The organism is Mycobacterium sp. TY814 (genome assembly GCF_030755175.1).
Lineage (GTDB): Bacteria > Actinomycetota > Actinomycetes > Mycobacteriales > Mycobacteriaceae > Mycobacterium.
In genome coordinates this window covers 1,597,885-1,624,727 of sequence record NZ_JAUFRY010000001.1, presented here as the reverse complement: position 1 = coordinate 1,624,727, position 26,843 = coordinate 1,597,885, and the positions used below count along the sequence as shown (strand labels likewise).

General features: G+C 69.8%; 22 protein-coding genes. 13 read left to right on the top strand and 9 right to left on the bottom strand.

Going from position 1 to position 26,843, the window contains the following annotated elements:
* Positions 1 to 44 precede the first annotated feature (44 nt).
* From QXH22_RS07150 to QXH22_RS07140, 3 genes are read left to right on the top strand one after another with little or no spacing between them, the layout of a single operon-like run.
* A complete protein-coding gene (locus QXH22_RS07150; RefSeq protein ID WP_306275224.1) occupies positions 45 to 1,622 on the top strand; it encodes an FAD-binding protein in 1,578 nt (525 codons plus the stop codon).
* Positions 1,619 to 2,425, top strand: coding sequence for a biotin--[acetyl-CoA-carboxylase] ligase (locus tag QXH22_RS07145; protein ID WP_306242009.1), 807 nt, complete (start codon positions 1,619 to 1,621; stop codon positions 2,423 to 2,425). The genes QXH22_RS07150 and QXH22_RS07145 overlap by 4 nt, the downstream gene beginning before the upstream one ends.
* An 11-nt stretch (positions 2,426 to 2,436) precedes the next feature.
* Positions 2,437 to 2,955, top strand: coding sequence for a PH domain-containing protein (locus QXH22_RS07140; RefSeq protein ID WP_306242008.1), 519 nt, complete (start codon positions 2,437 to 2,439; stop codon positions 2,953 to 2,955).
* On the opposite strand, the gene QXH22_RS07135 is transcribed toward QXH22_RS07140, so the two are convergent.
* A complete protein-coding gene (locus tag QXH22_RS07135) occupies positions 2,910 to 3,608 on the bottom strand; it encodes a GtrA family protein (protein WP_306242007.1) in 699 nt (232 codons plus the stop codon). The two genes, QXH22_RS07140 and QXH22_RS07135, sit on opposite strands and share 46 nt — an antisense overlap.
* A gap of 99 nt (positions 3,609 to 3,707) precedes the next feature.
* On the opposite strand from QXH22_RS07135, the gene QXH22_RS07130 reads away from it, so the two are divergent.
* The 6 genes from QXH22_RS07130 to QXH22_RS07105 all read left to right on the top strand — a co-directional run bounded on the left by QXH22_RS07130 (position 3,708) and on the right by QXH22_RS07105 (position 10,128).
* Positions 3,708 to 4,946 (top strand): 5-(carboxyamino)imidazole ribonucleotide synthase, encoded by a 1,239-nt coding sequence (locus tag QXH22_RS07130; protein ID WP_306242006.1) that lies wholly within the window; start codon positions 3,708 to 3,710, stop codon positions 4,944 to 4,946.
* Entirely contained in the window at positions 4,933 to 5,451 is a 519-nt protein-coding gene (gene purE, locus QXH22_RS07125; protein WP_306242005.1) for a 5-(carboxyamino)imidazole ribonucleotide mutase, read from the top strand. Before QXH22_RS07130 ends, purE begins: the two co-directional genes overlap by 14 nt.
* A 20-nt stretch (positions 5,452 to 5,471) precedes the next feature.
* Complete coding sequence (locus QXH22_RS07120) at positions 5,472 to 6,641, top strand: acyl-CoA dehydrogenase (RefSeq protein ID WP_306242004.1); 1,170 nt, start codon at positions 5,472 to 5,474, stop codon at positions 6,639 to 6,641.
* 252 nt (positions 6,642 to 6,893) lie between these two features.
* Positions 6,894 to 8,084, top strand: coding sequence for a PP2C family protein-serine/threonine phosphatase (locus QXH22_RS07115; RefSeq protein ID WP_306242003.1), 1,191 nt, complete (start codon positions 6,894 to 6,896; stop codon positions 8,082 to 8,084).
* A gap of 74 nt (positions 8,085 to 8,158) precedes the next feature.
* A complete protein-coding gene (locus QXH22_RS07110) occupies positions 8,159 to 9,691 on the top strand; it encodes a CHASE3 domain-containing protein (protein WP_306244393.1) in 1,533 nt (510 codons plus the stop codon).
* Positions 9,688 to 10,128: a response regulator gene (locus tag QXH22_RS07105; RefSeq protein WP_306242001.1), complete on the top strand. Its 441-nt coding sequence runs from the start codon at positions 9,688 to 9,690 to the stop codon at positions 10,126 to 10,128. The genes QXH22_RS07110 and QXH22_RS07105 overlap by 4 nt, the downstream gene beginning before the upstream one ends.
* Here QXH22_RS07105 and QXH22_RS07100 read toward each other — a convergent pair.
* On the bottom strand, positions 10,114 to 12,381 hold the full coding sequence (locus QXH22_RS07100) for a bifunctional SulP family inorganic anion transporter/carbonic anhydrase (RefSeq protein ID WP_306242000.1): 2,268 nt from the start codon (positions 12,379 to 12,381) through the stop codon (positions 10,114 to 10,116). The two genes, QXH22_RS07105 and QXH22_RS07100, sit on opposite strands and share 15 nt — an antisense overlap.
* Positions 12,382 to 12,693: 312 nt before the next feature.
* Between QXH22_RS07100 and QXH22_RS07095 the strand changes: the two genes are divergently transcribed.
* Positions 12,694 to 13,356 carry a TetR/AcrR family transcriptional regulator gene (locus QXH22_RS07095; RefSeq protein WP_306241999.1) on the top strand — a complete coding sequence of 221 codons (663 nt, stop codon included), beginning with the start codon at positions 12,694 to 12,696 and terminating at the stop codon, positions 13,354 to 13,356.
* On the opposite strand, the gene QXH22_RS07090 is transcribed toward QXH22_RS07095, so the two are convergent.
* The 3 genes from QXH22_RS07090 to QXH22_RS07080 form a co-directional block, all read right to left on the bottom strand.
* The gene (locus QXH22_RS07090) at positions 13,353 to 16,979 is read right to left on the bottom strand and encodes a PE family protein (protein WP_306241998.1); all 3,627 of its coding nucleotides are present in this window, start codon (positions 16,977 to 16,979) and stop codon (positions 13,353 to 13,355) included. The genes QXH22_RS07095 and QXH22_RS07090 overlap by 4 nt on opposite strands.
* Positions 16,980 to 17,198: 219 nt before the next feature.
* On the bottom strand, positions 17,199 to 18,365 hold the full coding sequence (locus QXH22_RS07085; RefSeq protein ID WP_306275223.1) for a CoA transferase: 1,167 nt from the start codon (positions 18,363 to 18,365) through the stop codon (positions 17,199 to 17,201).
* Complete coding sequence (locus tag QXH22_RS07080; RefSeq protein ID WP_306275222.1) at positions 18,365 to 19,291, bottom strand: SAM-dependent methyltransferase; 927 nt, start codon at positions 19,289 to 19,291, stop codon at positions 18,365 to 18,367. Before QXH22_RS07080 ends, QXH22_RS07085 begins: the two co-directional genes overlap by 1 nt.
* Positions 19,292 to 19,426: 135 nt before the next feature.
* Here QXH22_RS07080 and QXH22_RS07075 point away from each other — a divergent pair, with 135 nt between their 5' ends.
* Positions 19,427 to 20,092 carry a cation transporter gene (locus QXH22_RS07075; RefSeq protein WP_306241995.1) on the top strand — a complete coding sequence of 222 codons (666 nt, stop codon included), beginning with the start codon at positions 19,427 to 19,429 and terminating at the stop codon, positions 20,090 to 20,092.
* A gap of 57 nt (positions 20,093 to 20,149) precedes the next feature.
* Here QXH22_RS07075 and ctpC read toward each other — a convergent pair whose 3' ends face one another.
* From ctpC to QXH22_RS07055, 4 genes are all read right to left on the bottom strand, one after another.
* Positions 20,150 to 22,246, bottom strand: coding sequence for a manganese-exporting P-type ATPase CtpC (gene ctpC / locus QXH22_RS07070; protein ID WP_306275985.1), 2,097 nt, complete (start codon positions 22,244 to 22,246; stop codon positions 20,150 to 20,152).
* 82 nt (positions 22,247 to 22,328) lie between these two features.
* A complete protein-coding gene (locus QXH22_RS07065; protein ID WP_306241993.1) occupies positions 22,329 to 22,610 on the bottom strand; it encodes a DUF1490 family protein in 282 nt (93 codons plus the stop codon).
* A 183-nt stretch (positions 22,611 to 22,793) separates the two neighbouring features.
* The gene (locus tag QXH22_RS07060) at positions 22,794 to 23,513 is read right to left on the bottom strand and encodes a TIGR03089 family protein (protein ID WP_306241992.1); all 720 of its coding nucleotides are present in this window, start codon (positions 23,511 to 23,513) and stop codon (positions 22,794 to 22,796) included.
* Entirely contained in the window at positions 23,501 to 24,976 is a 1,476-nt protein-coding gene (locus QXH22_RS07055) for an LCP family protein (protein ID WP_371934160.1), read from the bottom strand. Before QXH22_RS07055 ends, QXH22_RS07060 begins: the two co-directional genes overlap by 13 nt.
* A 63-nt stretch (positions 24,977 to 25,039) precedes the next feature.
* Here QXH22_RS07055 and rfbD point away from each other — a divergent pair, with 63 nt between their 5' ends.
* On the top strand, positions 25,040 to 25,942 hold the full coding sequence (gene rfbD / locus QXH22_RS07050; protein WP_306241990.1) for a dTDP-4-dehydrorhamnose reductase: 903 nt from the start codon (positions 25,040 to 25,042) through the stop codon (positions 25,940 to 25,942).
* Positions 25,935 to 26,843: a glycosyltransferase family 2 protein gene (locus tag QXH22_RS07045; RefSeq protein WP_306241988.1), complete on the top strand. Its 909-nt coding sequence runs from the start codon at positions 25,935 to 25,937 to the stop codon at positions 26,841 to 26,843. Before rfbD ends, QXH22_RS07045 begins: the two co-directional genes overlap by 8 nt.

Below are 26,843 nucleotides of genomic sequence, written 5' to 3'. Positions count from 1 at the left end.
GGCCCCTGCCCGGTCCTTAAGCAGCCCTTAAGTAGTCTCCGGTCATGGGCGCCCAAGGTGCGGTGGACTGGTCAGAAGAGCGCGACGTCCTGGTTGCCGGGTCCGGCGGCGGTGGTGTCACCGGCGCGTATACCGCCGCCCGCGAAGGCCTCGACGTGCTCATGATCGAGGCGACCGACAAGTTCGGCGGTACCACCGCGTATTCCGGTGGCGGTGGGGTGTGGTTTCCGTGTAATCCGGTGCTGTTGCGGGCCGGTAACTGGGGCGGTCTCGAAGACACCATCGAGGACGCACTGACCTACTACCACGCGGTGGTCGGCGACCGGACTCCACGTGACCTGCAGGAGACCTTCGTCCGTGGCGGTGCGCCGCTGATCGAATACCTCGAGCAGGATCCCGACCTGAAGTTCGTGCCGTTGCCGTGGCCCGACTACTACGGCAAGGCGCCGAAGGCCCGCCTGGACGGCCAGCGCCACATCGCGGCCAAGCCGCTGAAGGTGGCCGCCGCTCCCGAACTGCGCGACGCGATCCGCGGGCCGCTGGACACCGATCGGCTGGGCGCACCGACCCCGCCCGACTACTACATCGGCGGCCGGGCGCTGATCGCACGGTTCCTCAAAGCCATCGGCCAGTACCCCAACGCCACTCTGCGCCTCAACACAACGCTGGTCGAGCTGGTGGTCACCGACGGCGCCGTCCAGGGTGCCATCGTCGAGAGCGAGGGCAAGCGCACGGCCATCCGGGCCCGTCGCGGAGTGCTGCTGGCAGCGGGCGGCTTCGAGAACAACGACGAGCTTCGCCGCCTTCATGGCGTGCCGGGAGTCGCACGCGACACCATGGGCGGCCCGGGCAGTTTGGGTAGGGCGCTGCTGGCGGGCATCGGGGCGGGTGCGGCCACCGACCTGCTGGACCAAGCGTGGTGGTCGCCCGGCATGACCCACCCCGACGGCCGCTCCGCCTTCGCGCTGTGGTTCACCGGCGGCATCTTCGTCAACCAGGACGGCGACCGGTTCGTCAACGAGTCCCGGGCCTATGACCGGGCCGGCCGCGAGATCATCGCTCAGTTGCAAGACGGCTCGCTGGCCCTGCCGTACTGGATGGTCTACGACGACAAGGAAGGCGAGCGGCCGCCGGTCAAGGCCGCCAACGTCCCGATCGTCGAGACCGAGAAGTATGTCGAGGCCGGGCTGTGGCACACCGCCGACACGCTGGAGGAATTGGCCGCCAAGATCGGTGTCCCCGGGCCGAGACTGGCTGCCACCGTGGCCCGCTTCAATGACTTCGCCGGCACCGGAGTCGACAAGGATTTCGGCCGCGGCGACGAGGCGTTCGACCGGGCGTTCTCCGGCGGCGCGTCGCCCCTGGTGCCCATCGACCAGCCGCCGTTTCACGCCGCCGCGTTCGGCATCTCGGACCTGGGCACCAAGGGCGGGCTGCGCACCGACACCGCGGCGCGGGTGCTCGACACGTCCGGGCGCCCCATTCCGGGCCTGTATGCGGCCGGCAACACCATGGCCGCACCCAGTGGGACCGCGTACCCGGGTGGCGGCAACCCGATCGGCACCAGCATGGTGTTCAGTTACCTGGCTGTGCGGGACATGCTGGATAGGCTCACCGGATGACTGATCGGGATCAGCTGTTCGACGAGGCCGCACTGCGCACCCAGGTCATCGGCGGGCAGTCCTACTGGCAGCGCCTCGATGTCGTCGGACAGACCGGTTCCACCAACGCCGACCTGCTGGCGCGCGCCGCGTCCGGCACCGACATCGACGGCCAGGTGCTGATCGCCGAGCACCAGACGGCCGGGCGCGGGCGCCATGACCGTCAATGGGTGTCCCCGGGAGAGCAGATCACCATGTCGGTCGGCGTGCGGGTTGATGACGTCCCGACCTCCGGCTGGGGGTGGCTGTCACTGGCCACCGGCCTGGCGGTGGCCGACGCGGTGGCCACCGCCACCACCGTCGAGGCGGGCCTCAAGTGGCCCAACGACGTGCTGACCGGCCACGGCAAGCTGGCCGGGATCCTGGCCGAGGTGACCAAGCCGTACGCGGTGATCGGCGTCGGCCTCAACGTGAGCGAGGCCCCGGCCGGCGTGCCTGGGGCCACCTCGTTACGGGGCGAGGGGGTCGAGCACCCCGACCGCGACGTGCTCGTCTGCCGGATCCTGCGCGAACTCGGGGAGCGGATCACCGGCTGGCGCGCCGCCGACGGCGCCGACCCCCAGCTGGCAAACGACTACCGGGCCCGCAGCCTGACACTCGGTTCACGGGTGCGCGCCGAACTTCCCGGTGGCCGGCAGATCGTCGGGATCGCGCGCGACATCGACGAGCAGGGCCGGCTGATCCTGGAAACCTGGGACAGCGACGCCGCGAAGTCCGGCGAGACCGTCGTGATTTCCGCGGGCGATGTGGTGCACCTGCGGTAATCTCGCGCGACATGGGCTACCCCGACAACGCGCTGGCCGCCGGCGAGCAGGTCGTGATTCATCGTCACCCGCACTGGAAGCGGCTGATCCTGCCCGTCCTGACGTTGCTGCTGGTGACGGCGCTGGCGGGGGTGGGGTCGGGCTTCGTCAACTCGACCCAGTGGGCGCAGCTCACCAAGAACATCCTGCAGGGCGTCGTCTGGGGCATCTGGCTGATCATCATCGGCTGGCTGACAGTGTGGCCGTTCCTGTCCTGGCTGACCACGCACTTCGTCGTCACCAACCGGCGGGTGATGTACCGGCACGGGGTGCTCACCCGCAGCGGCATCGACATCCCCCTGGCGCGGATCAACAGCGTGGAATTCCGGGACAAGATTTTCGAGCGGATGTTCCGGACCGGCACGCTGATCATCGAGTCGGCGTCCCAGGACCCGCTGGAGTTCTACAACATTCCGCGGCTACGCGAGGTGCACGCGCTGCTGTATCACGAAGTCTTCGACACCCTCGGCTCGGAGGAGTCGCCAAGCTGAGCCGCGCCCGAGGCGCCCAGGCGCCCGGTGCCCTTGGCCCGCCGGTTGCGCCACGACTTCAGCAGCGTGACGTTGCTGTCCTCCAGCCCGCCCTCCAAGGCGTCCTCGAAGACCTCGGCGATGCCGCCGGCCGTCAGCGCGGACTCCAGCGCCTTGTCCGGGTTGCGCGCGAACTGGTCGGGGAACACCCAGCGCCGGAACGCCCAGAACCGGAATGCCATCTGCAGCAGGTTGCCGACGATGTAGGCCGACAGGAAGTCGGCGAGGTTCTCCACCGTCAGCGTCACGTTCGGCACCCGCAGTTGCAGCACGTAGCTGGAGAACCACAGCGGAGCCATGCTCAACAGCACGCCCACGCCGCTGAACGCGAAGAACAGCAGGGCCTCGTGGTGGCGCTCGCGGCCGCCGCGGTCCCGGAAGCTCCACTCGCGGTTGAGCACGTAGGACGCGATGACCGCCACAATCCCGGCGATCACCTTTGCCGTGACCGGCTTCGATTCGAGAATTGTGAGCTTCAGCGTGTAGAAAATTGCCGAGTCAATGATGAATGTGGTGCCGCCCACGATGGCAAATTTGATCAGCTCGTGGTGGCGCATCGCAAAGGGTTGAACCACCCCGGGGAGGCGCGCAATTGTGGCATCGGCAAAGGACACAGCACGCCAGTCTACGGACGATCTCGAATTCGGCGCAAAATGGTACATAACGATTTGGTACGAGAGCCGGAAAACACGCCGGTCAGGCGCCGTGACAACATGATGGCCGTGCCGAGACCACGTACCCCGCTGGTGGCCATGGTCGGCGGTGGGCAACTAGCCCGGATGACCCATCAGGCCGCCATCGCCCTGGGGCAGAGCCTGCGCGTGCTGGCTAACACCGCCGACGAGCCGGCCGCCCAGGTCGCCCCCGACGTGGTGGTCGGCTCGCACACCGACTTGGAGGACCTGCGCCGGGTCGCCGCCGGTGCCACGGCGCTGACCTTCGACCACGAGCATGTGCCCAACGAACTGCTGGTCAAGCTGGTCGCCGAGGGCGTCAACGTGCTGCCGCCGCCGGAGGCGCTGGTGCACGCCCAGGACAAGCTGGTGATGCGGCGGCGGCTGGAGGCTCTCGGTGCCCCGGTGCCGCGCTACCTGGGCATCGAAGACGCGGACGCGCTGGATGAGCTGGACACGTTCGCGGGGGAGGTGGGCGGCCCACTGGTGGTGAAGGCGGCCCGCGGCGGTTATGACGGGCGCGGCGTGCAGATGGCACGTGATCTTGCCCACGCCCGCCAGATCGCGGGCGAGTACCTCGCCGGCGATGTGTCGGTGCTGGTCGAGGAGCGGGTGGCGCTGCGCCGCGAACTCTCGGCGCTGGTCGCCCGCTCGCCGTTCGGCCAGGGTGCGGCGTGGCCGGTGGTCGAGACGGTGCAGCAGGACGGCATCTGTGTGCAGGTGATCGCGCCGGCGCCGGATCTGGCGCCGGATGTGGCCGCCGACGCCCAGCGGCTCGCGCTGCGGCTGGCCGGGGAGCTGGGCGTGGTCGGCGTGCTGGCCGTCGAACTGTTCGAGACAACGGGGAGCGCTGCTGGGCCCCTCCTAGTCAATGAGCTGGCGATGCGACCACACAATTCCGGGCACTGGACCATGGACGGTTCCCGCACCAGCCAGTTCGAGCAGCACCTGCGCGCGGTGCTGGACTACCCGCTGGGCGACACCGACGCCACCGTGCCGGTGACGGTGATGGCCAACGTGCTGGGCGCGGCGCAGACACCGGACATGAGCATCGACGAACGGCTGCACCATCTGTTCGCCCGGATGCCCGATGCCCGCGTACACCTCTACGGCAAGACCGAGCGCCCTGGCCGCAAGGTCGGTCACATCAACTTCCTCGGCACCGATGCCGCCGGTCCGCAAGACCTCGCCGAGCTGCGCGAACGTGCCGATCTGGCCGCACACTGGTTGGCCCACGGGCAATGGACGGATGGATGGGATCCACATGACCATGACTAACCCCCGGGTCGGCGTGATCATGGGCAGCGACAGCGACTGGACGGTGATGCAGGACGCCGCGGCCGCGCTCACCGAGTTCGACGTTGCGCACGAGGTCCGCGTCGTGTCGGCGCACCGCACCCCGGGTGTGATGTTCGACTACGCCCGGCAGGCCGCCGATCGCGGCATCGAGGTGATCATCGCCGGGGCGGGTGGCGCCGCCCACCTGCCCGGGATGGTGGCCTCGGCGACGCCGCTGCCGGTGATCGGCGTGCCGGTACCCTTGGCCCGGCTCGACGGCCTGGACTCGCTGCTGTCGATCGTGCAGATGCCGGCCGGCGTTCCGGTGGCCACGGTGTCCATCGGCGGCGCCCGCAACGCCGGTCTGCTGGCGGTCCGGATGCTCGGATCGTCAGATCCGGAACTACGGGCGCGCATTGTCGCGTTTCAGAATCAGCTGGCCGAAACCGTGCGAGCCAAGGATGCGGAACTGCAAAGACTTGCGGGTAAGTTAGCCCGCGAATAGGAAAGAGGAGGCTGGCAGAGATGGCTGGTTGGTCCGGAGACGCGTCGTTCGATTTGTTCCAGTTGCCCGAGGAACACCAGGAGTTGCGGGCGGCGATTCGCGCGCTGGCGGAGAAGGAGATCGCGCCGCACGCCGCCGACGTGGACGAGAACTCCCGGTTCCCCCAGGAGGCGCTGGACGCACTCAACGCGTCCGGCTTCAACGCCGTGCACGTGCCCGAGGAGTTCGGCGGTCAGGGCGCGGACTCGGTGGCGGCCTGCATCGTCATCGAGGAGGTGGCCCGGGTCGACGCCTCCGCCTCGCTTATCCCCGCGGTCAACAAGCTGGGCACCATGGGGCTGATACTGCGCGGCTCCGACGAGCTGAAGAAGCAGGTGTTGCCCTCGATCGCGGACGGCTCCGCCATGGCCTCCTATGCACTGAGCGAACGTGAGGCGGGCTCGGACGCGGCGTCCATGCGCACCCGGGCCAAGGCCGACGGAGACGACTGGATCCTCAACGGCGCCAAGGCCTGGATCACCAACGGCGGCAAGTCGAGCTGGTACACGGTGATGGCGGTGACCGACCCGGACAAGGGCGCGAACGGTATCTCCGCGTTCATGGTGCACATCGACGACGAGGGTTTCACCGTCGGCCCCAAGGAGCGCAAGCTCGGCATCAAGGGCTCGCCCACCACGGAGCTGTACTTCGAGAACTGCCGGATTCCGGGCGACCGGATGATCGGCGATCCCGGCACCGGGTTCAAGACGGCGCTGGCCACCCTGGACCACACCCGCCCGACCATCGGCGCCCAGGCCGTCGGCATCGCCCAGGGGGCGCTGGACGCCGCGATCGCCTACACCAAGGACCGCAAGCAGTTCGGTCAGTCGATCAGCGACTTCCAGGCCGTGCAGTTCATGATCGCCGACATGGCGATGAAGGTGGAGGCGGCGCGGCTGATGGTGTACTCCGCGGCCGCGCGCGCCGAACGCGGTGAGGGCAACCTCGGCTTCATTTCCGCGGCGTCGAAGTGTCTGGCGTCGGATGTGGCCATGGAGGTCACCACCGACGCGGTACAGTTGTTCGGCGGTGCCGGTTACACCGTCGACTTCCCGGTCGAGCGGATGATGCGCGACGCCAAGATCACCCAGATCTACGAGGGAACCAACCAGATACAGCGGGTCGTGATGTCACGGGCGCTGCTGCGCTGAGCACCTCTGGTTAGATGCCATGCAGTTTCTTCAACTGGGGAGAGAACCCCAGTCCAACCGCTTAGTATCCAGCTGACGACCAAGTCCCCGCGATTGAGCAGCCAGTCGGGGTGGCAACGAACGCGCAGGGGCGGTGTCGGCGTACTCGCCGCTGCCGTCGCGCTGTCGTGCCGCTCAAACGTTTCCACTGCCCAGGGGGTGTGAGGTGACTGAGGCGATTGCGCCTGCGCACCGCGGACCGGCGGGTCCCTCATGACGGTGGCCGGTCCCTTGGACCCGGCGGCGACGTGGCAATCGCTGTCTCTTCTGCTCGTGGAGGACGACCGCGCGGACGCCGTGCTGGTCGAAGAACTGATCGCCGACACCGTCGCCGACATCGAGGTGGTGTGGGCGCAGTCGATGGAACACGCCGAGCGCCAGCTCGCCTCCGCCCGGCCGGACTGCGTCCTGCTCGACCTGAACCTGCCCGACGCCAACGGCATCGACGCCCTGGACCGCATCCTCAAGAGCGACGCCACCGTGCCGATCGTCGTCCTGACCGGACTCAACGACGAGTACTTCGGCGCGTCCGCGGTGGCCGCCGGTGCGCAGGACTACCTGGTGAAGGGCCGCGTCGAACCCGAGATGTTGCGGCGCGCGCTGTTCTACGCGATAGAACGCAAGCGCGCCGAGCTGATCGCCGCCGACCTGCACGCCAGCCAGCTGCGCGCCCGCGAGAACGCGCTGCTGGAACGGGGCTTGTTGCCGTCCCCGCTGCTGCTGGACGACCCGGGCGTCGACATCGTGGCCCGATACCGGCCGAGCCGGGAGAACGCCCTGCTGTGTGGCGACTTCTACGACGTGGTGCAGACACCCGACCGGGTGACCCACGTGCTGATCGGCGACGTCGCCGGGCACGGCCCGGACGAGGCGGCGCTCGGCGCGGCGCTGCGGATCGCTTGGCGCACTTTGACTTTCGCCGGTATTCACGGTGTGGAACAGATGCGTCAGCTGGAACGGGTGCTACACGCCGAACGGGCCGAGAACGGCGTCTTCGCCACGGTGCTCAGTTTGGCGATTCCGGCACAGGGGCCGGTCACCTCCATCCGCGCGGGTCATCCCGGGATGCTGCTGCACGGGCCCGGTTCGGTCGAGTGGATCGAGCCTCCGTACGGTCCGGCACTGGGCCTGCGCGGCAGCGACTGGCCGCAACACCAGCTGGAAGTGCCGGCCGGTCACGGATTGCTGCTGCTCACCGACGGGCTCTTCGAAGGCTACGCGGGCCGCGGGCCGCGCCGGCTCGGCGAGGACGGCCTGCTCGAGCTGGCGTGCCGGCACGCAGGGCTGGCCGGTGCGCAGTTCGTCGACGCCCTGATCGACGGAGCCCAGGAGCTGGCTCAGGACCAGGGTGGGCTCACCGACGACATCGCGGTGGTGCGCGTGGAGCGGACCGGTCGCCCGTGAGGACCGACGCGTCGGGTTCGCTGCCGAAAAAGCAGTTCACCGTCAGGGGATGGCTCGCCCTCGTGCTGTCCACGATGGGCCTACTGGTGCTGCTGGGTGCGGTGATCGGTGCCGTCCTGCTGGACCGCACCGACGAGTTGGCCCGCGAGCTCCGAGACAACATCCAGCCCGCGCGGGTATCGGCGTACCAGTTGCAATCGGCACTGCGTGACCAGGAAACCGGGCTGCGGGGATACCTGATCTCCGCGGACCGGCAGTTCCTCGGGCCCTACTACGAGGGGGTGGCCGCCGAGCAGGTCGCCGCCCGGGAGCTGCGGGGCAGGCTCACCCGTCGCCCCGACCTGACCGCCGACCTGGATGCCATCGAGGCCACCGCCGCCAATTGGCGCAGGGATTACGCTGAGCCGCTCATCGCGAGCGTGACCCCGAACACGCCGGCCGTGGTGCCCGGCGCGACGGTGGCGCTTGGCAAAGCCGAATTCGACTACATCCGACAGCTTTTCGCCGCGCAGAACGACCACCTCAGCGCGGCCCGAGACCGCGGCGCCGGCCAACTGTTACGCATGAACAACTGGCGGGACCAGGTGCTGGGCGCCATGGTGCTGATTTTCTTCGTCACGGCGGCCCTGCTGGGGATCCTGGTGCAGCGTGCCGTCTCCCGTCCGCTGGCCAGGCTGGCCGCTTCGTGCCGGCAGATCACCGACGGCCACTTCAGTGACAGCATCGAACCGCCGCGCCGGCCCGCGGATATCCGGGGCATCGCTGTCGACGTGGAGAACATGCGGCAGCGGATCGTTTCCGAACTCGAGGCGTCGCAGTCGGCCCAACTCCAGCTGGACGAGCAGGCGGCCGAGCTGCGCCGGTCCAATGCGGAGCTCGAGCAGTTCGCCTACGTCGCGTCCCACGATCTGCAGGAGCCGCTGCGCAAGGTGGCGTCGTTCTGCCAGCTACTGGAGAAACGCTACGGCGACAAGCTCGACGAGCGGGGCATCCAATACATCGATTTCGCCGTCGACGGCGCTAAACGCATGCAGGTGCTGATCAACGACCTGCTCAGCTTCTCCCGGGTCGGCCGCCTGAACACCAAGTACACCAAGGTGGAACTCGGCACAGCCCTGGACACGGCAGTCGCCAACCTCGCCGCGGCGATCGAGGAGTCCGGCGCCGAGGTCGTCCACCCGAAGCAGCCGCTGCCCCAGGTCTTCGGCGATCCCACGCTGCTGACGATGTTGTGGCAGAACCTGATCGGCAACGCCGTGAAATTCCGCCGGGAAGACCGCGCGCCGCGCATCGTCATCGCTTGTCGCCAGGGTGTCGACAACCACCGCGGCAACTGGGTGTTCAGCGTGTCCGACAACGGCATCGGCATCCCCGAGGAGTTCGTCAGCAAGGTGTTCATCATCTTCCAGCGCTTGCACGGCCGCGACACCTATGGTGGAACCGGGCTGGGACTGGCGATGTGCAAGAAGATCGTCGAACACCACGGCGGGACAGTCTGGATCGACACCACTTACACCGATGGGACGCGCTTCGAATTCACGCTACCCATACCGGAATCCGAGGCTGAACCCGACGCTGAGGCCACACTCGAAGGAGCAGACGCATGACATCACCCGCCCGCGCAATCGACATCCTGCTCGTGGAAGACGACCCCGGCGACGAGCTGATCACCCGGGAAGCGTTCGAGCACAACAAGCTCAACAACAGGCTGCATGTGGCGCACGACGGTGAGGAAGGCCTGAACTACCTCTACCGCCGGGGCGGCTACGAGCACGCGCCGCGGCCGGATCTGATCCTGCTCGACCTCAATCTGCCGAAGTACGACGGCCGGCACCTGCTGGAGAAGATCAAGTCCGACCCGGAGCTGAGTCGAATTCCGGTGGTGGTGCTCACCACGTCCTCGGCCGAAGAGGACATTCTGCGCAGCTACAAACTGCACGCCAATGCCTACGTCACGAAGCCGGTGGACCTGGACCAGTTCATGAATGCGGTGCGCCAGATCGACGAGTTCTTCGTGCAGGTGGTTCGTCTACCGAACGGCTGAGACCGCTTCCTTCGCAACCGGGCTCGCTTCGGTGGCGTGCACGATGCCGTGCTCGTTGATCTCGTGTACGTGCACGGTCGCGAAGTCGAAGAAGATGCCGACGACGCGCAGCTGCCCGGACGCCACCAGCGGCGCCAGGAGCGGGTGGCGCGTGAGTCGCCCGACTTGGACGGCGACGTTGACGATCGACAGCTGGTCGAGTTCGCTGAAAGCGAAGCCGTTGGACGTGCTGCTCAGCCGGGCGGGGTGGCAGTCCCGGAACGCGGCGACGCTGTCGTCCGCGTAGTGCAGCCACTGGCCTATCGGTCGGTTCGCCACGCCGGTGTCGTCGTTAAGCACCACCTGCATCGCGCGGCACGACGAATGTCCGCAGACGACAACCGAACTGACCCCCAGCTGGTTGACCGCGAAGTCCAGCGCGGCATCCACGGAGCGCTCGGCGGGATCGGTGGGCACCAGATTGCCGACATTGCGGACGATGTAGAGATCCCCGGGCCGGCTGGCCGTGATGGTGTCCGGCAGGATCCGGGAGTCGGCGCAGGTGAGGAACAGGGTGTCCGGGTTCGGCGAACTGACGAGTTCGTGGACGTGCCGGTGCAGGGCGCCCACCCCCACGCGGTGGTACTGCTTGACGCCGTCCAGGATCGACGAGTCCGTACCGCCATCATTGGCATCACGCCGCGACGGCCACGGAGCTTCGCGCAACGAGCGCGCGGTGTAGTGGCGTTTGGGCGGGCTGCTGTGCGCGCTGGACAGATTGGCGGGCGAAGTCTCGACGATGTGCACCGAGCCTCCGGTCGCCTCGTGCGCGGTCTTCCAGTCCGAAATCGCTTCGGAGATCGAGTGATCGATGTAGTCGGCGTTCAGGTTGAGGGTGACCTCGGTACCCGGCGGCAGTGTCGACAGCACATTGGTCAACCGCGGCAGTAGCAGGAAGCTCAGGGTGCCGTCGATGTCGACGTGCCACTGCTTGGATTCGTCGCCGATCGGCCGGGCCTCGATGGGCGCGCGGACCAGTCGCACCAGCAGGAAGAGGATTGCGATAGCGAGCCCGATCGCCACCCCTTCCAGCAGATTGAGGAACACCACGCAGACGATGGTGATGGCGTAGATGACGAAGTTCCCGGTGCGTACCGCGACCCTGATGTGGGCCAGCTTGATGAGCTGAATGCCGATCAGGATGAGCAGGCCCGCCAGCGCTGCCTTGGGAATCAGCTCCACCAGACTGGTCAGCAGCGACGCGAACAACAGGATCCAGACGCCGTGCAGCACCGCCGATGTGCGGGTACGGGCACCCGCTGCCGCGTTGGTGGAGCTGCGCACGATGACGCCGGTGACCGGTAGTCCGCCGAGCAGGCCGGAGACCACGTTGGCGCTGCCCTGCCCGAGCATCTCCCGGTTGAAGTTGGTGCGCGGCCCGCTGTGCAACTTGTCGATGCCCACCGCGGACAGCAACGACTCGACGCTGGCGATCAGCGCAACCGTCACCACCCCCAGTGCGACCGCGCCGATCTCCTGTGTCCACGGGTGCCCGCCCGGCGATAGCGGCGGTAGGTGGGGCAGCCCGATGGCTTCAAAGAAGTTGCCGGACAGGTTGATTCGCTCCACCTGGAGGTCGACGATCAGAGACAGGGCGGTGGCCGCCACGATCGCCACCAGCGCACCCGGGATGAACCTGACCTTGGGTGGCAGCTTCGGCCACAGCAGCAGAATGGCGATCACGGTGCTGCCGACGATCACCTCGTGCAACTCGTGGTTCAGGATTCCGCTGGGCAGCGCCTCGATGTTCGCCCACGCGGAGCTGCGCGACGATCCGCCCAGCAGCACGTGAATCTGCTGCAACACGATGGTCACGCCGATACCGGCCAGCATGGCGTGTACCACCACCGGGGCGACGGCCAGTGCGGCACGCGCGACCCGCACCAGGCCCAGCAGGATCTGCACGGCTCCCGCGCAGACGGTGATCACACACGTCATCTCCCAGCCGAACTCGTCAATCAGTCCGGCCACCACCACCGTCAGGCCCGCGGCCGGTCCGCTGACCTGCAGCACCGACCCGCCGACCGAGCCGGCGATGATGCCGCCGCTGACCGCGGCGATCAGCCCGGCCATCAGCGGCGCCCCCGACGCGATCGCGATACCCAGCGACAGCGGCAGCGCCACCAGGAAGACGACCAGTGATGCCGGGACGTCGTAGCGCAAGTTCGGCAGGATCTTTCGCGACTGCTGCGGCTCGACGACAGCGCTACTCATAACACTCCTCTGGGTCGGTCTGCCCAGGCAAACGGACCGGCGTGAACGGATGGGGTCCATCTGATGTCCACCGGGCGTCGGCGACCCGGATTCGCCATATATTTGTGATCAGCAAATTTCTTTGAATCCCACTACCAACGCCTGACCAAATCGTCCATGTGGGCCTGCGGGATTCGGCAAATCCCACGCCGATTCATTCCCAATTCAAAGAATGCGCGGCGCCGCCCCGGGCTGCACCAGCGGAACGTTGGGGTTCGGTGAGAGTCCGCGCTTCTGATCTAAGGTGAGGGCGCTGTCTACCGGGAGAGGGAAATGGCCACCGACAAGTCACCCAGCCGTATGGACCTGCGCAAGCAGCGCACCCGGGCCGCACTGATCAAGGCCGCGCAGACGTTCATCGCCAACGGCCAGCTCGAGGTGCCGGTGCAGGACATCAGCCAGGCCGCCGACGTCGGTGTCGGATCGTTCTACAACCACTTCGACAGCAAGGAAGAACTGTTTCAGGCCGCGGTGAACGACGTCATCGAAGCGCAGGGGGCACTGCTGGACGCGCTAACCGACGCGATCGAGGACCCGGCGGAGAAGTTCGCCGCCCGCTACCGCCTGACGGGACGGCTGTTCCGGCTGCGGCCCAAGGAAAGCCGGATAGGACTCGCGCTGGGGATGCAACTGATCATGGCGGACAAGGGCTTGGGCCCGCGCGGTGTCCGGGACATCGGCGCCGCGGCGGCCGCCGGGCGGTTCACGGTCACGGACCCCGAACTGGCGATGGTGCTCGGCGCCGGGTCTTTGCTGGCGCTGGGTCAGCTACTGCACGACCAGCCGGATCGCGACGACGCGAAGACGGTGGACGAGGTCACCGAAGGCCTGCTCAGGCTGTTCGGTATGCCGGCAGACGAGGCGGTGCGGATCAGCCGGGTGCCGCTGCCGGATCTCGCCTGGGTCGGTGACGTCGATCTCGACCAGTTGAGCTAGCCCGCGACCCCCGAGATACCGATGAGGCCGCCGTGTCCGGCGGCGCCCGCCGTGCCGTCGTCCGCGCTGGACTGGCCTGCGCCGGCGGCCCCGCCGTTGCCGCCGATACCGATGAGGCTGTTGACGTTGCCGCCGTTGCCGCCGTTGCCACCATTGCCGCCGGTTCCGGTGGCACTGCCGCCGTCGCCGCCGATGCCACCATCGCCGCCATAACCGATCAGACCGGTGGCACTCCCGCCGTTGCCGCCGTTGCCGCCGGCACCACCCTGGCCGGTCGAGACGCCGGCGTTGCTGCCGTGGCCGCCGGCTCCACCATTGCCGGCGATGCCGCCCAGCCCGATGCTGCCGCCGTCGCCGCCGTTGCCGGCGGCGCTGACGGAGCTCACATTGCCACCGGTGCCGGCATCGCCGCCGTTGCCGCCGGCCCCACCGACGCCCCACAGGTATCCGCCGTGGCCACCGTCGCCGCCGTCGGTTCCGGCTCCGCCCGGGGCCTTACTGAAGGTTCCGGACAGGTTGTAGGCGCTGCCGCCTTCACCGCCGGCGCCTCCCGCGCCGCCGACACCGATCAGGCCGACATCGCCGCCGGCACCTGCGGCGCCGCCGCTGCCGCCGGCGATCTGGACGCCGTTACCGGCGATGCCGAAGCCGCCGTTGCCGCCGCTGCCGCCGGCGCCGCCCACACCCCAGAGGTATCCACCGTGGCCACCGTTGCCGGCGGCGCCGCCGAGGCCACCGGTCGCGCCGGCACCCGCCGTGTAGTAGGTGAGGCCGCCCCATCCGCCGTTGCCGCCGTTGCCGCCGGCGCCGTAGAGCAATCCGGCCGCGCCACCGGCGCCGCCGGTGCCGCCGCTGCCGCCGGCGGCGCTGCCGCTCCCGTCACCGCCCCGCGCGCCGTTGCCGCCGTCGCCGCCGCTGCCCCAGAGCCCGACGGAGCCGCCCTGACCGCCGTTACCGCCGCTGCCGGAGACTTCCACCGATCCGCCGTCGCCGCCGTCGCCGCCGACCCCGTAGAGATAGCCGCCGCGGCCCCCGATGCCACCGTTGGCGCCGTTCACTCCGGACGGGTTGGTGCCGTCGAGGTTGCCCGCATTGCCGCCGTCGCCGCCCGCGCCGATGAGCCAACCGGCGTCCGCGCCCCGGCCGCCGGCCGCGCCCGCGCCCGAGTCGCCGCCGTTGCCGCCGTTTCCGCCGATGAGACCGGCGGCGCCGCCGTCGTGGCCGGACACTCCGGCGGCGAAGGTGTTGCCGCTGTTGCCGCCATTGCCGATCAGCCGACCGGCGGCCGCACCCTGCGCCCCCAGCCCGCCGTCGAACCCGTAGGCGCCCGGCGCGCCGTTCCCGCCGGACCCGCCGTCGCCGATCAACAGCCCGGCGCTGCCTGCGGCGCCGCCATTGCCGCCGGTACCGGTGTCACCGGCACCGCCGTTGCCGCCGCTGCCGCCGTCGCCGAACAGGTAGCCGCCGTTGCCGCCGGTTCCTCCGTTGGCGCCGGCGCCGGCGTTGCCGCCGCCGCCGCCCACCCCGTACAGCCAGCCGCCGCGGCCGCCCGCGGCGCCGGCCGTCGCGGAGGCCGAGCTGTCACCCCCGCGACCGCCGGTGCCGAACAGCTGTCCGGCGTCTGCCCCGGCCGCGCCCTGCCCGCCGCTGCCGCCGGCCCCGCCGTCACCGATCACATATCCGGCGCGGCCCGCGGCGCCGCCGGCCACTGGGCCGTAACCGCCGTCGCCGCCGTCGCCGAACACCCATGCCGACCCGCCGGCGCCGCCGTCGCCGTTGGCGCCGACGCTGCCTGCGGCGCCGTTGCCGCCCTGGCCGGTACCGGCTTGGCCGGCAGCACCGCCGTTGCTGCCCATCCCGCCGTTGCCGCCGGTGCCGAACAGTCGTCCCGAGTCCGCGCCGGCTCCGCCGGTGGCGCCGGCGCCACCGCTGCCGGCGTTGCCGCCCTTGTTGTACGTGCCGTAACCCGCGCCACCGTTGCCGCCACCGCCGCCGTCGCCGCTGTTGCCACCGGCCCCGCCGGTGCCGATCAGCCAGCCGCTGGCGCCGCCGCGACCACCCATTGCGCCGGCGCCGCCATCACCGCCGCTGCCGCCGCGACTGGTGGTATCGACGGTGGTGGCGACTCCATTCGCGCCGTGGCCACCGCCGCCGCCGGCGCCGCCGGCGCCACCGTCGCCGAACAGCCAGCCGCCGCTACCACCCGTGCCGCCTACGCCGCCGGCTGCGCCGTCGCCGCCATTGCCGCCCAGCGGCGGAGCGGCGCCCTGGGTGGGCGCGACGGTGCCGGCGATACCGCCCTTGCCGCCATTACCGCCGAGGGCCCCGTTGCCTCCCGCGCCGCCGGTGCCGAACAATCGTCCGCCGCCGCCACCGGCACCCCCGCTGCCGCCGACGCCTGCCTTGCTGCCGTCGCCGCCGCTGGCCGGGCCCAAGCCTTGGCCGCCGACCCCACCATTGCCGCCGTGTCCGCCGTTGCCGCCGGCGCCGCCCGTGCCGAGCAGCCAACCGCCGTCACCCCCGACGCCGCCACTACCGCCGGCTGCGCCGTAGCCGCCGAATCCGCCGCTGCCATTCCACGTTGGAGTGGCGATTCCACCGGTCCCGCCGTCGCCGCCGCGGCCACCGAGGCCGGCCGCCCCGCCGTCGCCGAACAGGCCCGCGGATCCGCCGCCGCCGCCCGTTCCGCCAGCACCGCCGTTCCCGCCGAACCCGCCATACGCCTGGCCCTGGTAGTCGGTGCCGTCAGCGCCGGTGCCGCCGGCACCGCCCGCACCGCCGATGCCGCCCGCCCCGCCCTGGCCGTAGAGCCAGCCTCCGGCACCGCCGGCGCCGCCGACACCGCCAATCCCGCCTATGCCGCCTTCGCCGGTTGGATTGCTGGGCGACGCGGTGCTGCCGCCGCCCTGCCCCGCGGCACCGCCGGCGCCACCCGCGCCGCCGGTGCCGAACAAGCCGGCGGCGCCTCCGGCTCCGCCGGTTCCTCCGTTGCCGCCAGCGCTACCCGTGACGTGCGCGGCGCCGGTGGCGCCGCTGCCGCCTACGCCGCCGGCGCCACCCGCGCCGCCGTTGCCCCACAGCCAGCCGCCGCGCCCGCCGGACCCCCCGGTGCCACCGGCTGCGCCGGACCCGGCGGCCCCGTCGGCGCCGGTGCCACCTGCGCCGCCGTTGCCGATCAGCCCCGCGCTACCGCCATTGCCACCAGCGCCGTTGTAGCCGTTGCCGCCGTTGCCGTACAGCCAGCCGCCGTCCTGGCCGTTGGGGCTGGCCGCAGTGCCGTCGGCACCGTTGCCGATGATCGGACGCGACAGCAGCGACTGGATGGATTGCAGCGGGCTTGCGTTGACCGCCTCAGCGGCGGCGTACGAGTTCGCCGCCCCGTCGAGCGCCTCGACGAATTGCGAGTGGAACAGGGCCGCCTGCGCGCTGACCGCCTGGTAGTCCAGGGCGTGACCGGAGAACAGCGACGCGAGTGCCGTCGACACCTGATCGGCACCCGCGGCCAGCACGCCGGTAGTTCCGGAGGCGGCCGCCGCGTTGGCCTCACCGAGCGCCGCGGCGATGCCCTGCACGTTCGCCGCCGCCGCTGTCAGCGCCTCTGGGGCAACCGTCGTAAAGAACATCGCTGCGTTACACCCCGTCCGTAGTCGGTATCTCGTTCAAGACGAGAAGGACCTTAATCCGATTGGACGAAGAATTGCAGTGTTTTACGCATAAAAAATGGCGCGACAGAGAAACTGAATTTTCTTCAGAAAAAGAAATTGAATATTCCTCAGAAGATTCGCGATGCGGTCTTTTGGAGAAAGCGCTCGAAGCGGCTTCTTCCAGCGGAAATGACCTGACTAGGTCAGAAACTGGTCATTATGCTGGCCGGCCGCCGGCGGTGGATCGGTGACCCTGGCGTCGAAGCTCGAGTAACGCGCCGGCGTGCGAACGACGGTAATGGCGTCGTCCCCGCCGTCTATCTTCAGGGACAGGTCGTTCTCGGCGAATAGCGGCGTGTCCACCACCTGCTTCCAGGTGTAGGCCAGGCACGCCATCAGGCCGCCTTCCTGCAGGAGCTCAACCCACTCGGCCGCGGTCTTGGCGGCCAGCGCCGATTCCAGTTCCTCGGTCAACTCGGGGTAGTTGATCGCCCTCGACCGCTGGTCGGCGAACCGCTCGTCTTCGACCAGGTCGGGCCGGCCGATGATCTGGCACAGCTTCGTCCAGTGCTTGGGCACGTAGGCACTGATCAACAGATAGCCGTCGGAGGCTTTGTACGCGTCTGACGGCTGGGTGGCGAAGCCGACCCCCTTGCGCTTCTTGGCCGGAGAAGCGGGCTGGGCGGGCGGCTCGCTGGGCTTGTTCAGATGGATGGTCAGCTGATTGGCCTGCAGGCTGACGGCGACGTCGTACATCGCGACCTGCACCAGATCGCCCACCCCGTGCCGCTCCCGATTGAGCAGCGCGGCCAGCACCGCCTGCGCCAGCACGTGCCCGCTGGCGTTGTCGACCAACTGGAACGGAATGATCTGCGGTTTGCCGGTGGGGGTGGCCATGCCGGTGCACATGCCGGCCTCGGCGGCCACCATCAGGTCGACGCCCGGGCGGGTGCCGTTGGGGCCGTTGCCGCCGAAGGCGCTCAGCCGCGCGTAGATCAGCCTGGGATTGCGCGCCCGCATTTCGTCGGGGCCCAGACCCAGTCGTTCCATGACGCCGGGCCGGAATCCTTCCAGCACGACGTCGGCGGTGTCGGCCAGCTGCAGAATCTGCTGCCTGGCATCCTCCTGGGTCAGGTCCACCGCCACCGATTTCTTGCCCCGGTTGTTGGGCAGGAAATACGTGGCCAGCGGCGGCCGGCCGGGTAGCACCGAGGTGAGTCTGCGGGACTGCTCGCCGCCGGGCGCTTCGATCTTGACGACCTCGGCGCCCAGGTCGGCCAGGATCTGACCGGCCAGCGGCCCTGCCACGTTCTGGGTGAAGTCGAGTACCCGGAAGCCGTCCAGGGGCTTGGCGGAATTCGGCATCAAACGGACCTTCCTGAAAGCACCGCGGTGCAGTAGTAGTTCTCGGTGAACAGGTTTTCGTCGCTGGAGCGGCCGACGGTATGCGGCCGAAACCCGTTGGCCACCAACAGCTCGTTGAGCAGGATGCGCGTGACGTGCCAGCCGTGTCGCCGCAGATAGGTGGCGACGTCGTTGCGGTCGCCGGGGTAGCCCAGCCGGTCCATCTCCACGCCCAGGCCGTGCTCGTACCACCTGGCGAAGATGGCGTCGTAGAGCTCGCGGCTGGCCGGAGCGGCGAAGAACACCTCCGCCAGCAGCTGGCTGCCGCCGGCGCTGAGCGCGGAGATGTCGTCGAGCAGCTGGTCCTGGCCGGCCGGCGGCAGGTACCCGAACAGGCCCTCGGCGGCCCAGGCGGTGGGGGAGGTGGTGTCGAAGCCGGCCGCGCGCAGCGCCGACGGCCAGTCGTGTCGCAGGTCGACCGGCACGCCCCGCACGTCGGCGGTGGGAGCGGCGCCCAGCGCCGCCAAGGTCACCGACTTGAACTCGATGACCTGCGGGACGTCGATCTCGAAGACGATGGTGTCCTCCGGCCACGGCAGCCGGTATCCGCGTGCGTCGAGGCCGGACGCCAAGATCACCGCCCGGCGAATCCCGGCCCGCTGGGTAGCGGCGAAGAACTCGTCGATGTGGCGGGTGCGGGCCGCCTGCTGGTCGGTCATGCGCTGCATGCCCCACGGGGCGTCGGGGAAGTCGACGTCGGCGGTATCCAGTTCACCGCGTGCCCATCGCGTGAAGAAGTCGATGCCGACCGCGCGTACCAGCGGCTCGGCGAAGGGGTCGTCGATCAACCCCGCTCTGCTGGCGCGGGCACGTCCGGCCGCCACCATGGTGGCGGTCGCGCCCACACTGCACGCCAGGTCCCAGGTGTCGTCGTCGGTGCGCACCATGTGATCCTCCCGCAGCTGACCTGGTGGTTAGCCACTGTAACTAACCAGGTGGAGAGGACGGGTGAAGGCGTCCGACGGGGGCCGGGTGCGCGTCGGTCCGGGCGCACCCGCGGGCGGGCCACTACCATCGCGGAAATGACTCGTCCGGGCGCTGTTGGTGAACCTGCCGGCGTCGTCGACCACGCGTGCCACCAGGAGTCTGCCGACTGGGAGCGCAACGTGGTCTGGGCCCGCCGGCTGGCGTGGATCAGCCTGGCGGTGTTGCTCATCGAGGGTGGCGTCGGGCTATGGGAGGGCATCGCGGTCAGGTCGATCGCCCTGACCGGTTGGGCGCTGGGCGGAGCGTCCGAGGGGCTGGCCAGCGCGATGGTGCTGTGGCGCTTCACCGGCGACCGCACCCTGTCCCCGACCGCCGAGCGGCGCGCACAACGCGGCGTCGCGGTGTCGTTCTGGCTGGTGGCACCCTATGTCGCCGCGGAATCCATCCGGCATTTCCTCGGCGGCGAGCACTCCGAGACCTCGGTGCTGGGCATCGGGCTGACCGCGCTGGCACTGGTATTGATGCCGGCTCTCGGCTGGGCCAACCACCGGGTGGGTGCGCGCCTGCACTCCGGTGCGACCGAGGGCGAGGGCACCCAGAACTATCTGTGCGCCACGCAGGCGGCCGGAGTGCTGGCCGGGTTGGCGATCACCGCGGCCTGGCCCGCCGGGTGGTGGGTCGATCCGGCGATCGGACTGGCCGTGGCGTGCGTGGCCATGTGGCAGGGTGTGCTGGCCTGGCGCGGCAAGGACTGTTGCTAGACCCGGTGGTGGCGACCCGCAGCGCCCGGCTCCGCCGCGCTTGCGATCGCCACGGCGCTAGTCCAGCCGGTACCGGATCAGCCTCGAACTGTTGGCCACCACGGCCACCGACGACGCGTTGTGCAGGATCGCGGCCAGCACCGGTGACAGCGCGCCCCCGGCGCCGATGAGCAGGCCGGCGGCGTTGACCGCGATCGACATGCCGTAGTTCTCCCGGATCACGTCCACCGCCCGCGCGCCCAGGTCCCGTACATCGAGCAGGCGGTAGAGGTTGTCGTTGGCCAGCGCGACGTCGGCGGTCTCCACCGCGACGTCCGTTCCGGCCAGGCCCATCGCGATGCCGATGTCGGCGGCCGCCAGCGCCGGCGCGTCGTTGACGCCGTCGCCGACCATCCCGACGACGTATCCCTCGTCCTGCAGCCGGCGCACCACCTCGAGCTTGTCCTCGGGCATCACCTCGGCGCGCCACTCCTCGATGCCCAGCTCGTCGGCGACCACCTCGGCGATATCGGGATGGTCGCCGGTGAGCATGACGATCCGGCGAACACCGTTGTCGCGCAACTGGTTCAGCACCTCCGCGGCCTCCGGCCGCACTTCGTCGCGCAGGCTGATCAGGCCCACCAGGGTGCCGTCCACCGCGAGCAGCAACGGCGTCTCGGCCTGGTGGCGCAGCTTGCCGACCCACTCCTGCGCCTTCTTGGACACCTTGACCTTCTCGGCGCGCAACAGGCCGGGACTGCCCAGCAGCAGCGTGCGGCCGTCGGCCCAGGTCCGCATGCCCAGACCGACCAGCACCTCGCACTCCTCGTGCGGCGGGATACTGATGTGGCGCTCCTCGGTGGAGCGGATGACGGCCTCGGCCAGCGGGTGGCGCGAGTGGATCTCCGAGCTGGCGGCATAGGCCAGCACCTGCTCGGGCTCCCAATCTTTATGCAGCGAGACGATATTCGTCACCACCGGCCGTCCCACGGTGAGCGTTCCGGTCTTGTCGAAGACGATCGCGTCGACCCGGCCCGCCTGTTCGAGGTGCGATCCGCCCTTGATCAGGATGCCGCGGCGCGCGCCGTTGCCGATCGCGGCGCTGATGGCCGTCGGGGTGGACAGGCCCACCGCGCACGGGCAGGCGATCAGCAGCATGGTCATGGCGCGCCGGACGTCGCCGGTGACCAGCAGGGTCAGGGCCGAGACGACGAACGACGTGGGCACGAATCGGCGCGAGAAATTCTCGCCGACGGTCTGGATCGGGGCCCGGTCATGCTGTGCCTCTTCGACTCTGGTGATGATGCGCCCGATGGTGGTCTGGTTGCCGACGGCCTCGGCGCGCACCACCAGGCGCCCGCGCACCACCACCGAACCGGCGTGCACGTGTGCCCCGGCGACGACGCTGACCGGCAGGTTCTCGCCGGTGATCGCGGACTGGTTGACCACCGCCTCGCCCTCGACCACCTCGCCGTCGACCGGGATGGCGACGTGGTCGTGCACCACCACCTCGTCGCCGATCTCCAGGGTGTCGATCGGGACCTGAACCTCCTGGCCCTTGGCCAGCCGGACCCAGGCGGTGTCCTGATTGCCGCGCAGCAACTCCGAGATGGCTCGCCGCGTCCGGCGCAGGGTCAGGTCCTGCAGATACTCGCCGATGTTGAGCAGCCACAGGACGGTGAGCGCGACGACGTTCTCGCGCAGGATCAGGCTGGCCACCGTCGCCGCCGAGACCAGTGCGTCGGTGCCGAGCTTGCCCGAGCCGACGGAGCGCAGGGCGCCACGCAGGAACGGGTAGCCGGTGAAGATGGTCACGCCGGTGGCCACCATCCGGCCGCTGGGACCCAGCAGCGGCGGCCGGGCGAACACGTACCGCCGCACGCCGAGCAGCGCCAGCGCCGCACCGCCGATCACCATGCGCAGCACGTCGCTGTTACGGATCTCCTCGGAATGCGGTGCGCGGGAAGGGATCAGGTCCGCGGCGACGCGTGCCGCGCCGCTGATCGCCTCCAGCACGGCGGCGCGGTCACAGCGTCTGGGCGAGTACCAGACGACGACGGAACCGGTGCGCGGGTAGGCGTGCACCACGCGTACCCCGTTGCATTTGGCGACGGCTTCCTCCACGGCGACAGCGCGCCGGGAATTGCGGCAGACCCAGTCGACCCGGACTCTCATGCGTCCGGCCGCATCGGAAATCACCTGCAGCGCAGGGTCTTCGGCCGGCGCGATGTCAGGAACCAGCGCGAGGGCCACGGGATCAGTGGTCGTGGTCGTGGACGTCACCGACGGCCGGCGTGGGCGCCTCTTCGCCGATCCGTTCCCGCGCCTCGGCCATTACGTCGGCGATCTTGAGCCGGGCCGACTCGGCGGCCACCTCGGCCCTGCGGGTGCTGCGCAGGCCCAATTCGGCTCCCTTGACCGCGGTTTCGTGCAACGGCGCCTTCTTGGCGGCTTTCTTCAGCACCTCGTACGCGGTCACACCGGCCAAGCCGGTGATCACCGTCGAAGCCGCCTTGGCCAAAAGCACCTGCACCGCCATTGCCGCACCTTTCCCTTGTCGTCTTTCCGGCAACGCTAACATCGAAATATAGCGATATCAACATGTATTGCCCGGGCCGCTCGCCGCGCTTGGACTGAGTCTGCGTGTGTGGCGGGCCCCTCTCGCACTTTCCCGCCAATTGCGCAGAGTCAGCGGGCGAGGGGGTGCTGGGGGCGCCGCGCGCTAGAGAACCTTGGTCACTTTCTCCATCTCGACCCGCCGCTGCAGCGCCGCCGGATCCGGATTGGCCACCTGCACCAGCGATCCGCCGACCGACAACACCGCCAACAGCCCGTCCACCACCTTCTCCGGCCGCTCCCACGTCGCCGTGGACAGCACCCGCTCGCCCGGCGCCAGGCCCTGCATCGCCGCCGACTGCACGCAGGCGGCCATCAGCTGGCCGGTCGACTGACCGGCCAGCGCCGGTCCCGGCCGGGGTTCGGGCACGATCTGATCGCCGTGCACCCGCACGGCGGTCGCATAGTCGGTGACGCCGATCGGCAGGTCGGGGACGGCTCGGCCGAAGGGGTCCAGCGACAGCACGGCAACCTCGCCGCCGGCGACGGCAGCGTCGGCTTCGTCGAGCCGGTCCAGGGTGCACAGTGCGACATCAGCCGGCCCGTCGAGCACCGCCTCGGCACCGATCCACCACACCCCGAACAACACCGCCGCGGTCTGCCAGTGCGCCGGCAGCAACACCGCGACCCGGCTATCCGGCCCGGCGCCCAGCTCGTCGCGTAACAGGTTGGCGGTCTTGGCGGCCCAGTTGGCCAGTGTCACCGCCGACAGCTCGATACGCTCGCCGGTCGCGTCGTCGTAGTAGGTGATGCGCGGGCCGACCGGGTCGGCACGCAGCATCGGGTCCAGGATGGCCCCGGCCAGGGTCGGGTTCAGTTGATGCACTCCGGCTTCTCCGAGCCCGCCGTGAGGATCGGCGACGGCGCTGGCACGTTGCTGTTGACCGATCCGACGGTCGAGGCGCGGGCCGGCGTCGGCGACCCGCCGTCCAGGCCAGAGCCGGGACCCGTGTAGTCGTTGGCCAGCACCACCCGCACCGACCCGGCCGCAATGGAGGAGTCGGCGACGACGGGTAGACCGCCCAGTTGCCGCGCGATCTCCTGGGCGCCGAGGTCGTCGGTCTTGGCGGCGCGCACCTGACTGTTCTTGACGTGGCCGCCGTCGTTGTTGCCTGCCGTGCCGGCGGCGAAGCCCTTGGCGCTCAGCACATCCAGTACCGCGGAGGCCAGGCCGTTGATGTCGGTGTCGTTCATCACGTTCACCGTGGTCTTGCCGGGCGTGTAGGCGAGTTCCTCCGTCTTGCCCTGGTCCTGCTCATGCAGCAGGCCGCCGACCCACTCCTGCACCGCGTGCGGGTCCACCCGCACCACACTCTGCATGCCGTCGTCGCTCCAGCCGGCTCCGTCGAGCACCGGGATGGTGGCGAACGCGACGTTGCCGCCGGTCAGCTTCGACACCTGCTGGACGAAGTCCATGATGTTCCAGCCCTCCGAGATCACCACCGAGCGCTGGACCGCCGCCTCCAGGCGTTTGAGGGTGGCGGGGGAGGACAGCGTCTTACCGGAGATCACCCGGTGTGCCAGCGAGGCCATGACGACCTGCTGCCGGACCACCCGGTCCAGGTCGCCGCGCGGCAGCTCGTGCCGCTGCCGGACGAAGCTCAGGGCCTGCGGGCCGTTCAGCCGCTGCTGGCCGGCCGGGAAGTCGGCACCCGAAAGCGGTTCGTAGACAGCGTCTTTGAGACAGACTTCGACGCCACCCAGGGCGTCGGCGATCAGGGCGAAGCCGAGCAACCCGATCTCGGCGTAATGGTCGACGGTGACGCCGGTGAGGTCGGCCACCGTCTTGATGAGTGCCTCGCGACCGGCCTGGGTGCCCGCCGTCGCGGCTTCGGTGGGCGAGGCGCCGGCCTGTACCAGGCTGGTGCGCTTGATCTCGCGGGTCTGGCCGTAGACGCCATTGATCTTGGTCTTGCCCAGCCCGGGGGCCTGGACGTAGGAGTCGCGGGGGATCGAGATCGCGGTCGCCGACTTCCCGTTGTTGGGGATGCGGACCAGGATGATGGTGTCGGTGTTGGTGGCTTCCTCGTCGCCGGCCCGCAGCGTGGCCAGTTCCTCGGAGGTCAGCGGGTTGCCGTGCGCGTCGGTGCGGCTGTCCAGGCCGACCAGCAGGATGTCGATCGCGCCGTCGTCGGCGCCGTGGCCCAGCGAGGCTGCCGACATATGGAAGATGCCGTCCTCGAAGGAGCGGACGTTGCTCCAGGCCACGCCGGTGCCAATCACCACCACCAGGGCCAGAGCCGTCGAGACCACACGAGTCACACGAGCCACACTTTGCGCAGGCATCACTGTAGGCTACTTGTGCAACAGCCGCTTTCCGGGTAGCCGGGCTCGGCGTGCCAGACTCGAACCATGTCGAGCAGGCCGGAAAGGCTCCTAGTCACCGGTGCGGGCGGGCAACTGGGCACTCTGGTGGCGGCGCAGGCCACCCGCGCGGGTCGCGACGTGCTGGCCAGGACGTCGTCGGAGTGGGACGTCACCGACCAGGCCGCCGCCGACGAGATCATCCGGCCCGGCGATGTCGTTATCAATTGCGCGGCGTACACCGACGTCGACGGTGCCGAAACCGACCAGGCCCGCGCCTATGCCGTCAACGCGACCGGCCCGGAGCACCTCGCCCGTGCCTGCGCCCGCACCGGCGCCCACCTGATCCACGTCTCCACCGACTACGTCTTCAACGGCGAGTTCGACGGGAGCGGCCCCCGTCCGTATGAACCCGACGACCCCACCGGTCCCCAAGGTGTGTACGCCCAGAGCAAGCTGGCCGGGGAGCGGGCCGTGGTCGCCGCGCTGCCGGAGGCCGTCGTGGTGCGTACCGCCTGGGTGTACACCGGCGGCGTCGACAGGAGCGACTTCGTCGCGGTCATGCAGCGGCTGGCAGCGAAAGACGGGCCGATCAAGGTCGTCGACGACCAGACCGGTTCGCCCACTTACGCCGCCGATTTGGCCGGCGCGCTGCTGGAGCTGGCCGACAGCCCCGTGCGCGGGCGGGTGCTGCACGCCGCCAACGAGGGCGTGGTTTCCCGGTTCGAGCAGGCCCGCGCGGTGTTCGAGGAGAGCGGCGCCGACCCGCAGCGGGTGACGCCGTGCACCAGCGACGAGTTTCCACGGCCCGCGGAACGGCCGTCCTATTCGGCGTTGTCCGGCCGGTCGTGGGCCGCCGCCGGGCTGACCCCGCTACGCCCGTGGCGCCCCGCGCTCACAGCGGCGCTGACGGCCGCCGCCGAACGACCGTTACCCTCTACGCGTGACTGACGTGCTGCCGGTCGTCGCGGTGACCTACTCGCCGGGCCCACATCTGGAGCGGTTCCTGGCGTCGTTGTCGCTGGCCACCGACCGTCCGGTCGGGGTGGTCCTGGCTGACAACGGCTCCATTGACGGCACACCGGAAGCGGCTGTGGAGCGCTACCCCAACGTGCGCCTGATGCCCACCGGCGCCAATCTCGGATACGGGACGGCGGTCAACCGTGCGGTGGCCACACTGCGTGACGGCGAGTGGGACGACGAGTGGGTGATCGTCGCCAACCCGGATGTGCAGTGGGGTCCGGGCAGCATCGACGCGCTGCTGGACGCGGCCGCCCGTTGGCCCCGCGCCGGCGCGCTGGGCCCGCTGATCCGCGATCCGGACGGCTCGGTGTACCCGTCGGCGCGCCACCTGCCCAGCCTGATCCGCGGCGGCATGCACGCGGTGCTCGGGCCGGTCTGGCCGCGCAACCGCTGGACGCGCGCCTACCGGCAGGAGCATCTCGACCCCAGCGAGCGGCCGGTGGGCTGGCTGTCGGGGTCGTGCCTGCTGGTGCGGCGGTCGGCGTTCGACCAGATCGGCGGCTTCGACGAGCGCTATTTCATGTACATGGAGGACGTCGATCTCGGCGACCGGCTGGGCAGGGCGGGCTGGCTCTCCATCTACGTGCCGTCGGCCGAGGTGCTGCACCACAAGGGGCACTCGACCGGCCACGACCCCGGCCGTCATTTGGCGGCGCATCACCGCAGTACCTATATCTTCCTGGCGGATCGGCACACCGGCTGGTGGCGTGCTCCGCTGCGCTGGACGCTGCGGGGCTCGCTGGCGGTGCGCTCGCGCGTGATGGTGCGCAATGCGGTGCGCCGTTCGCGCCGGTCGACGCGGCAACAACTGGCAGAAGGGCGGCGCTGA

Bases quoted from the DNA above. Each gene is read 5' to 3' on its own strand.
- QXH22_RS07150 (WP_306275224.1), top strand. From the start codon at position 45: ATGGGCGCCCAAGGTGCGGTGGACTGGTCAGAAGAGCGCGACGTCCTG.
- QXH22_RS07145 (WP_306242009.1), top strand. From the start codon at position 1,619: ATGACTGATCGGGATCAGCTGTTCGACGAGGCCGCACTGCGCACCCAG.
- QXH22_RS07140 (WP_306242008.1), top strand. From the start codon at position 2,437: ATGGGCTACCCCGACAACGCGCTGGCCGCCGGCGAGCAGGTCGTGATT.
- QXH22_RS07130 (WP_306242006.1), top strand. From the start codon at position 3,708: ATGATGGCCGTGCCGAGACCACGTACCCCGCTGGTGGCCATGGTCGGC.
- purE (WP_306242005.1), top strand. From the start codon at position 4,933: ATGACCATGACTAACCCCCGGGTCGGCGTGATCATGGGCAGCGACAGC.
- QXH22_RS07120 (WP_306242004.1), top strand. From the start codon at position 5,472: ATGGCTGGTTGGTCCGGAGACGCGTCGTTCGATTTGTTCCAGTTGCCC.
- QXH22_RS07115 (WP_306242003.1), top strand. From the start codon at position 6,894: ATGACGGTGGCCGGTCCCTTGGACCCGGCGGCGACGTGGCAATCGCTG.
- QXH22_RS07110 (WP_306244393.1), top strand. From the start codon at position 8,159: ATGGGCCTACTGGTGCTGCTGGGTGCGGTGATCGGTGCCGTCCTGCTG.
- QXH22_RS07105 (WP_306242001.1), top strand. From the start codon at position 9,688: ATGACATCACCCGCCCGCGCAATCGACATCCTGCTCGTGGAAGACGAC.
- QXH22_RS07100 (WP_306242000.1), bottom strand. From the start codon at position 12,381: ATGAGTAGCGCTGTCGTCGAGCCGCAGCAGTCGCGAAAGATCCTGCCG.
- QXH22_RS07095 (WP_306241999.1), top strand. From the start codon at position 12,694: ATGGCCACCGACAAGTCACCCAGCCGTATGGACCTGCGCAAGCAGCGC.
- QXH22_RS07090 (WP_306241998.1), bottom strand. From the start codon at position 16,979: ATGTTCTTTACGACGGTTGCCCCAGAGGCGCTGACAGCGGCGGCGGCG.
- QXH22_RS07085 (WP_306275223.1), bottom strand. From the start codon at position 18,365: ATGCCGAATTCCGCCAAGCCCCTGGACGGCTTCCGGGTACTCGACTTC.
- QXH22_RS07080 (WP_306275222.1), bottom strand. From the start codon at position 19,291: ATGGTGCGCACCGACGACGACACCTGGGACCTGGCGTGCAGTGTGGGC.
- QXH22_RS07075 (WP_306241995.1), top strand. From the start codon at position 19,427: ATGACTCGTCCGGGCGCTGTTGGTGAACCTGCCGGCGTCGTCGACCAC.
- ctpC (WP_306275985.1), bottom strand. From the start codon at position 22,246: ATGAGAGTCCGGGTCGACTGGGTCTGCCGCAATTCCCGGCGCGCTGTC.
- QXH22_RS07065 (WP_306241993.1), bottom strand. From the start codon at position 22,610: ATGGCGGTGCAGGTGCTTTTGGCCAAGGCGGCTTCGACGGTGATCACC.
- rfbD (WP_306241990.1), top strand. From the start codon at position 25,040: ATGTCGAGCAGGCCGGAAAGGCTCCTAGTCACCGGTGCGGGCGGGCAA.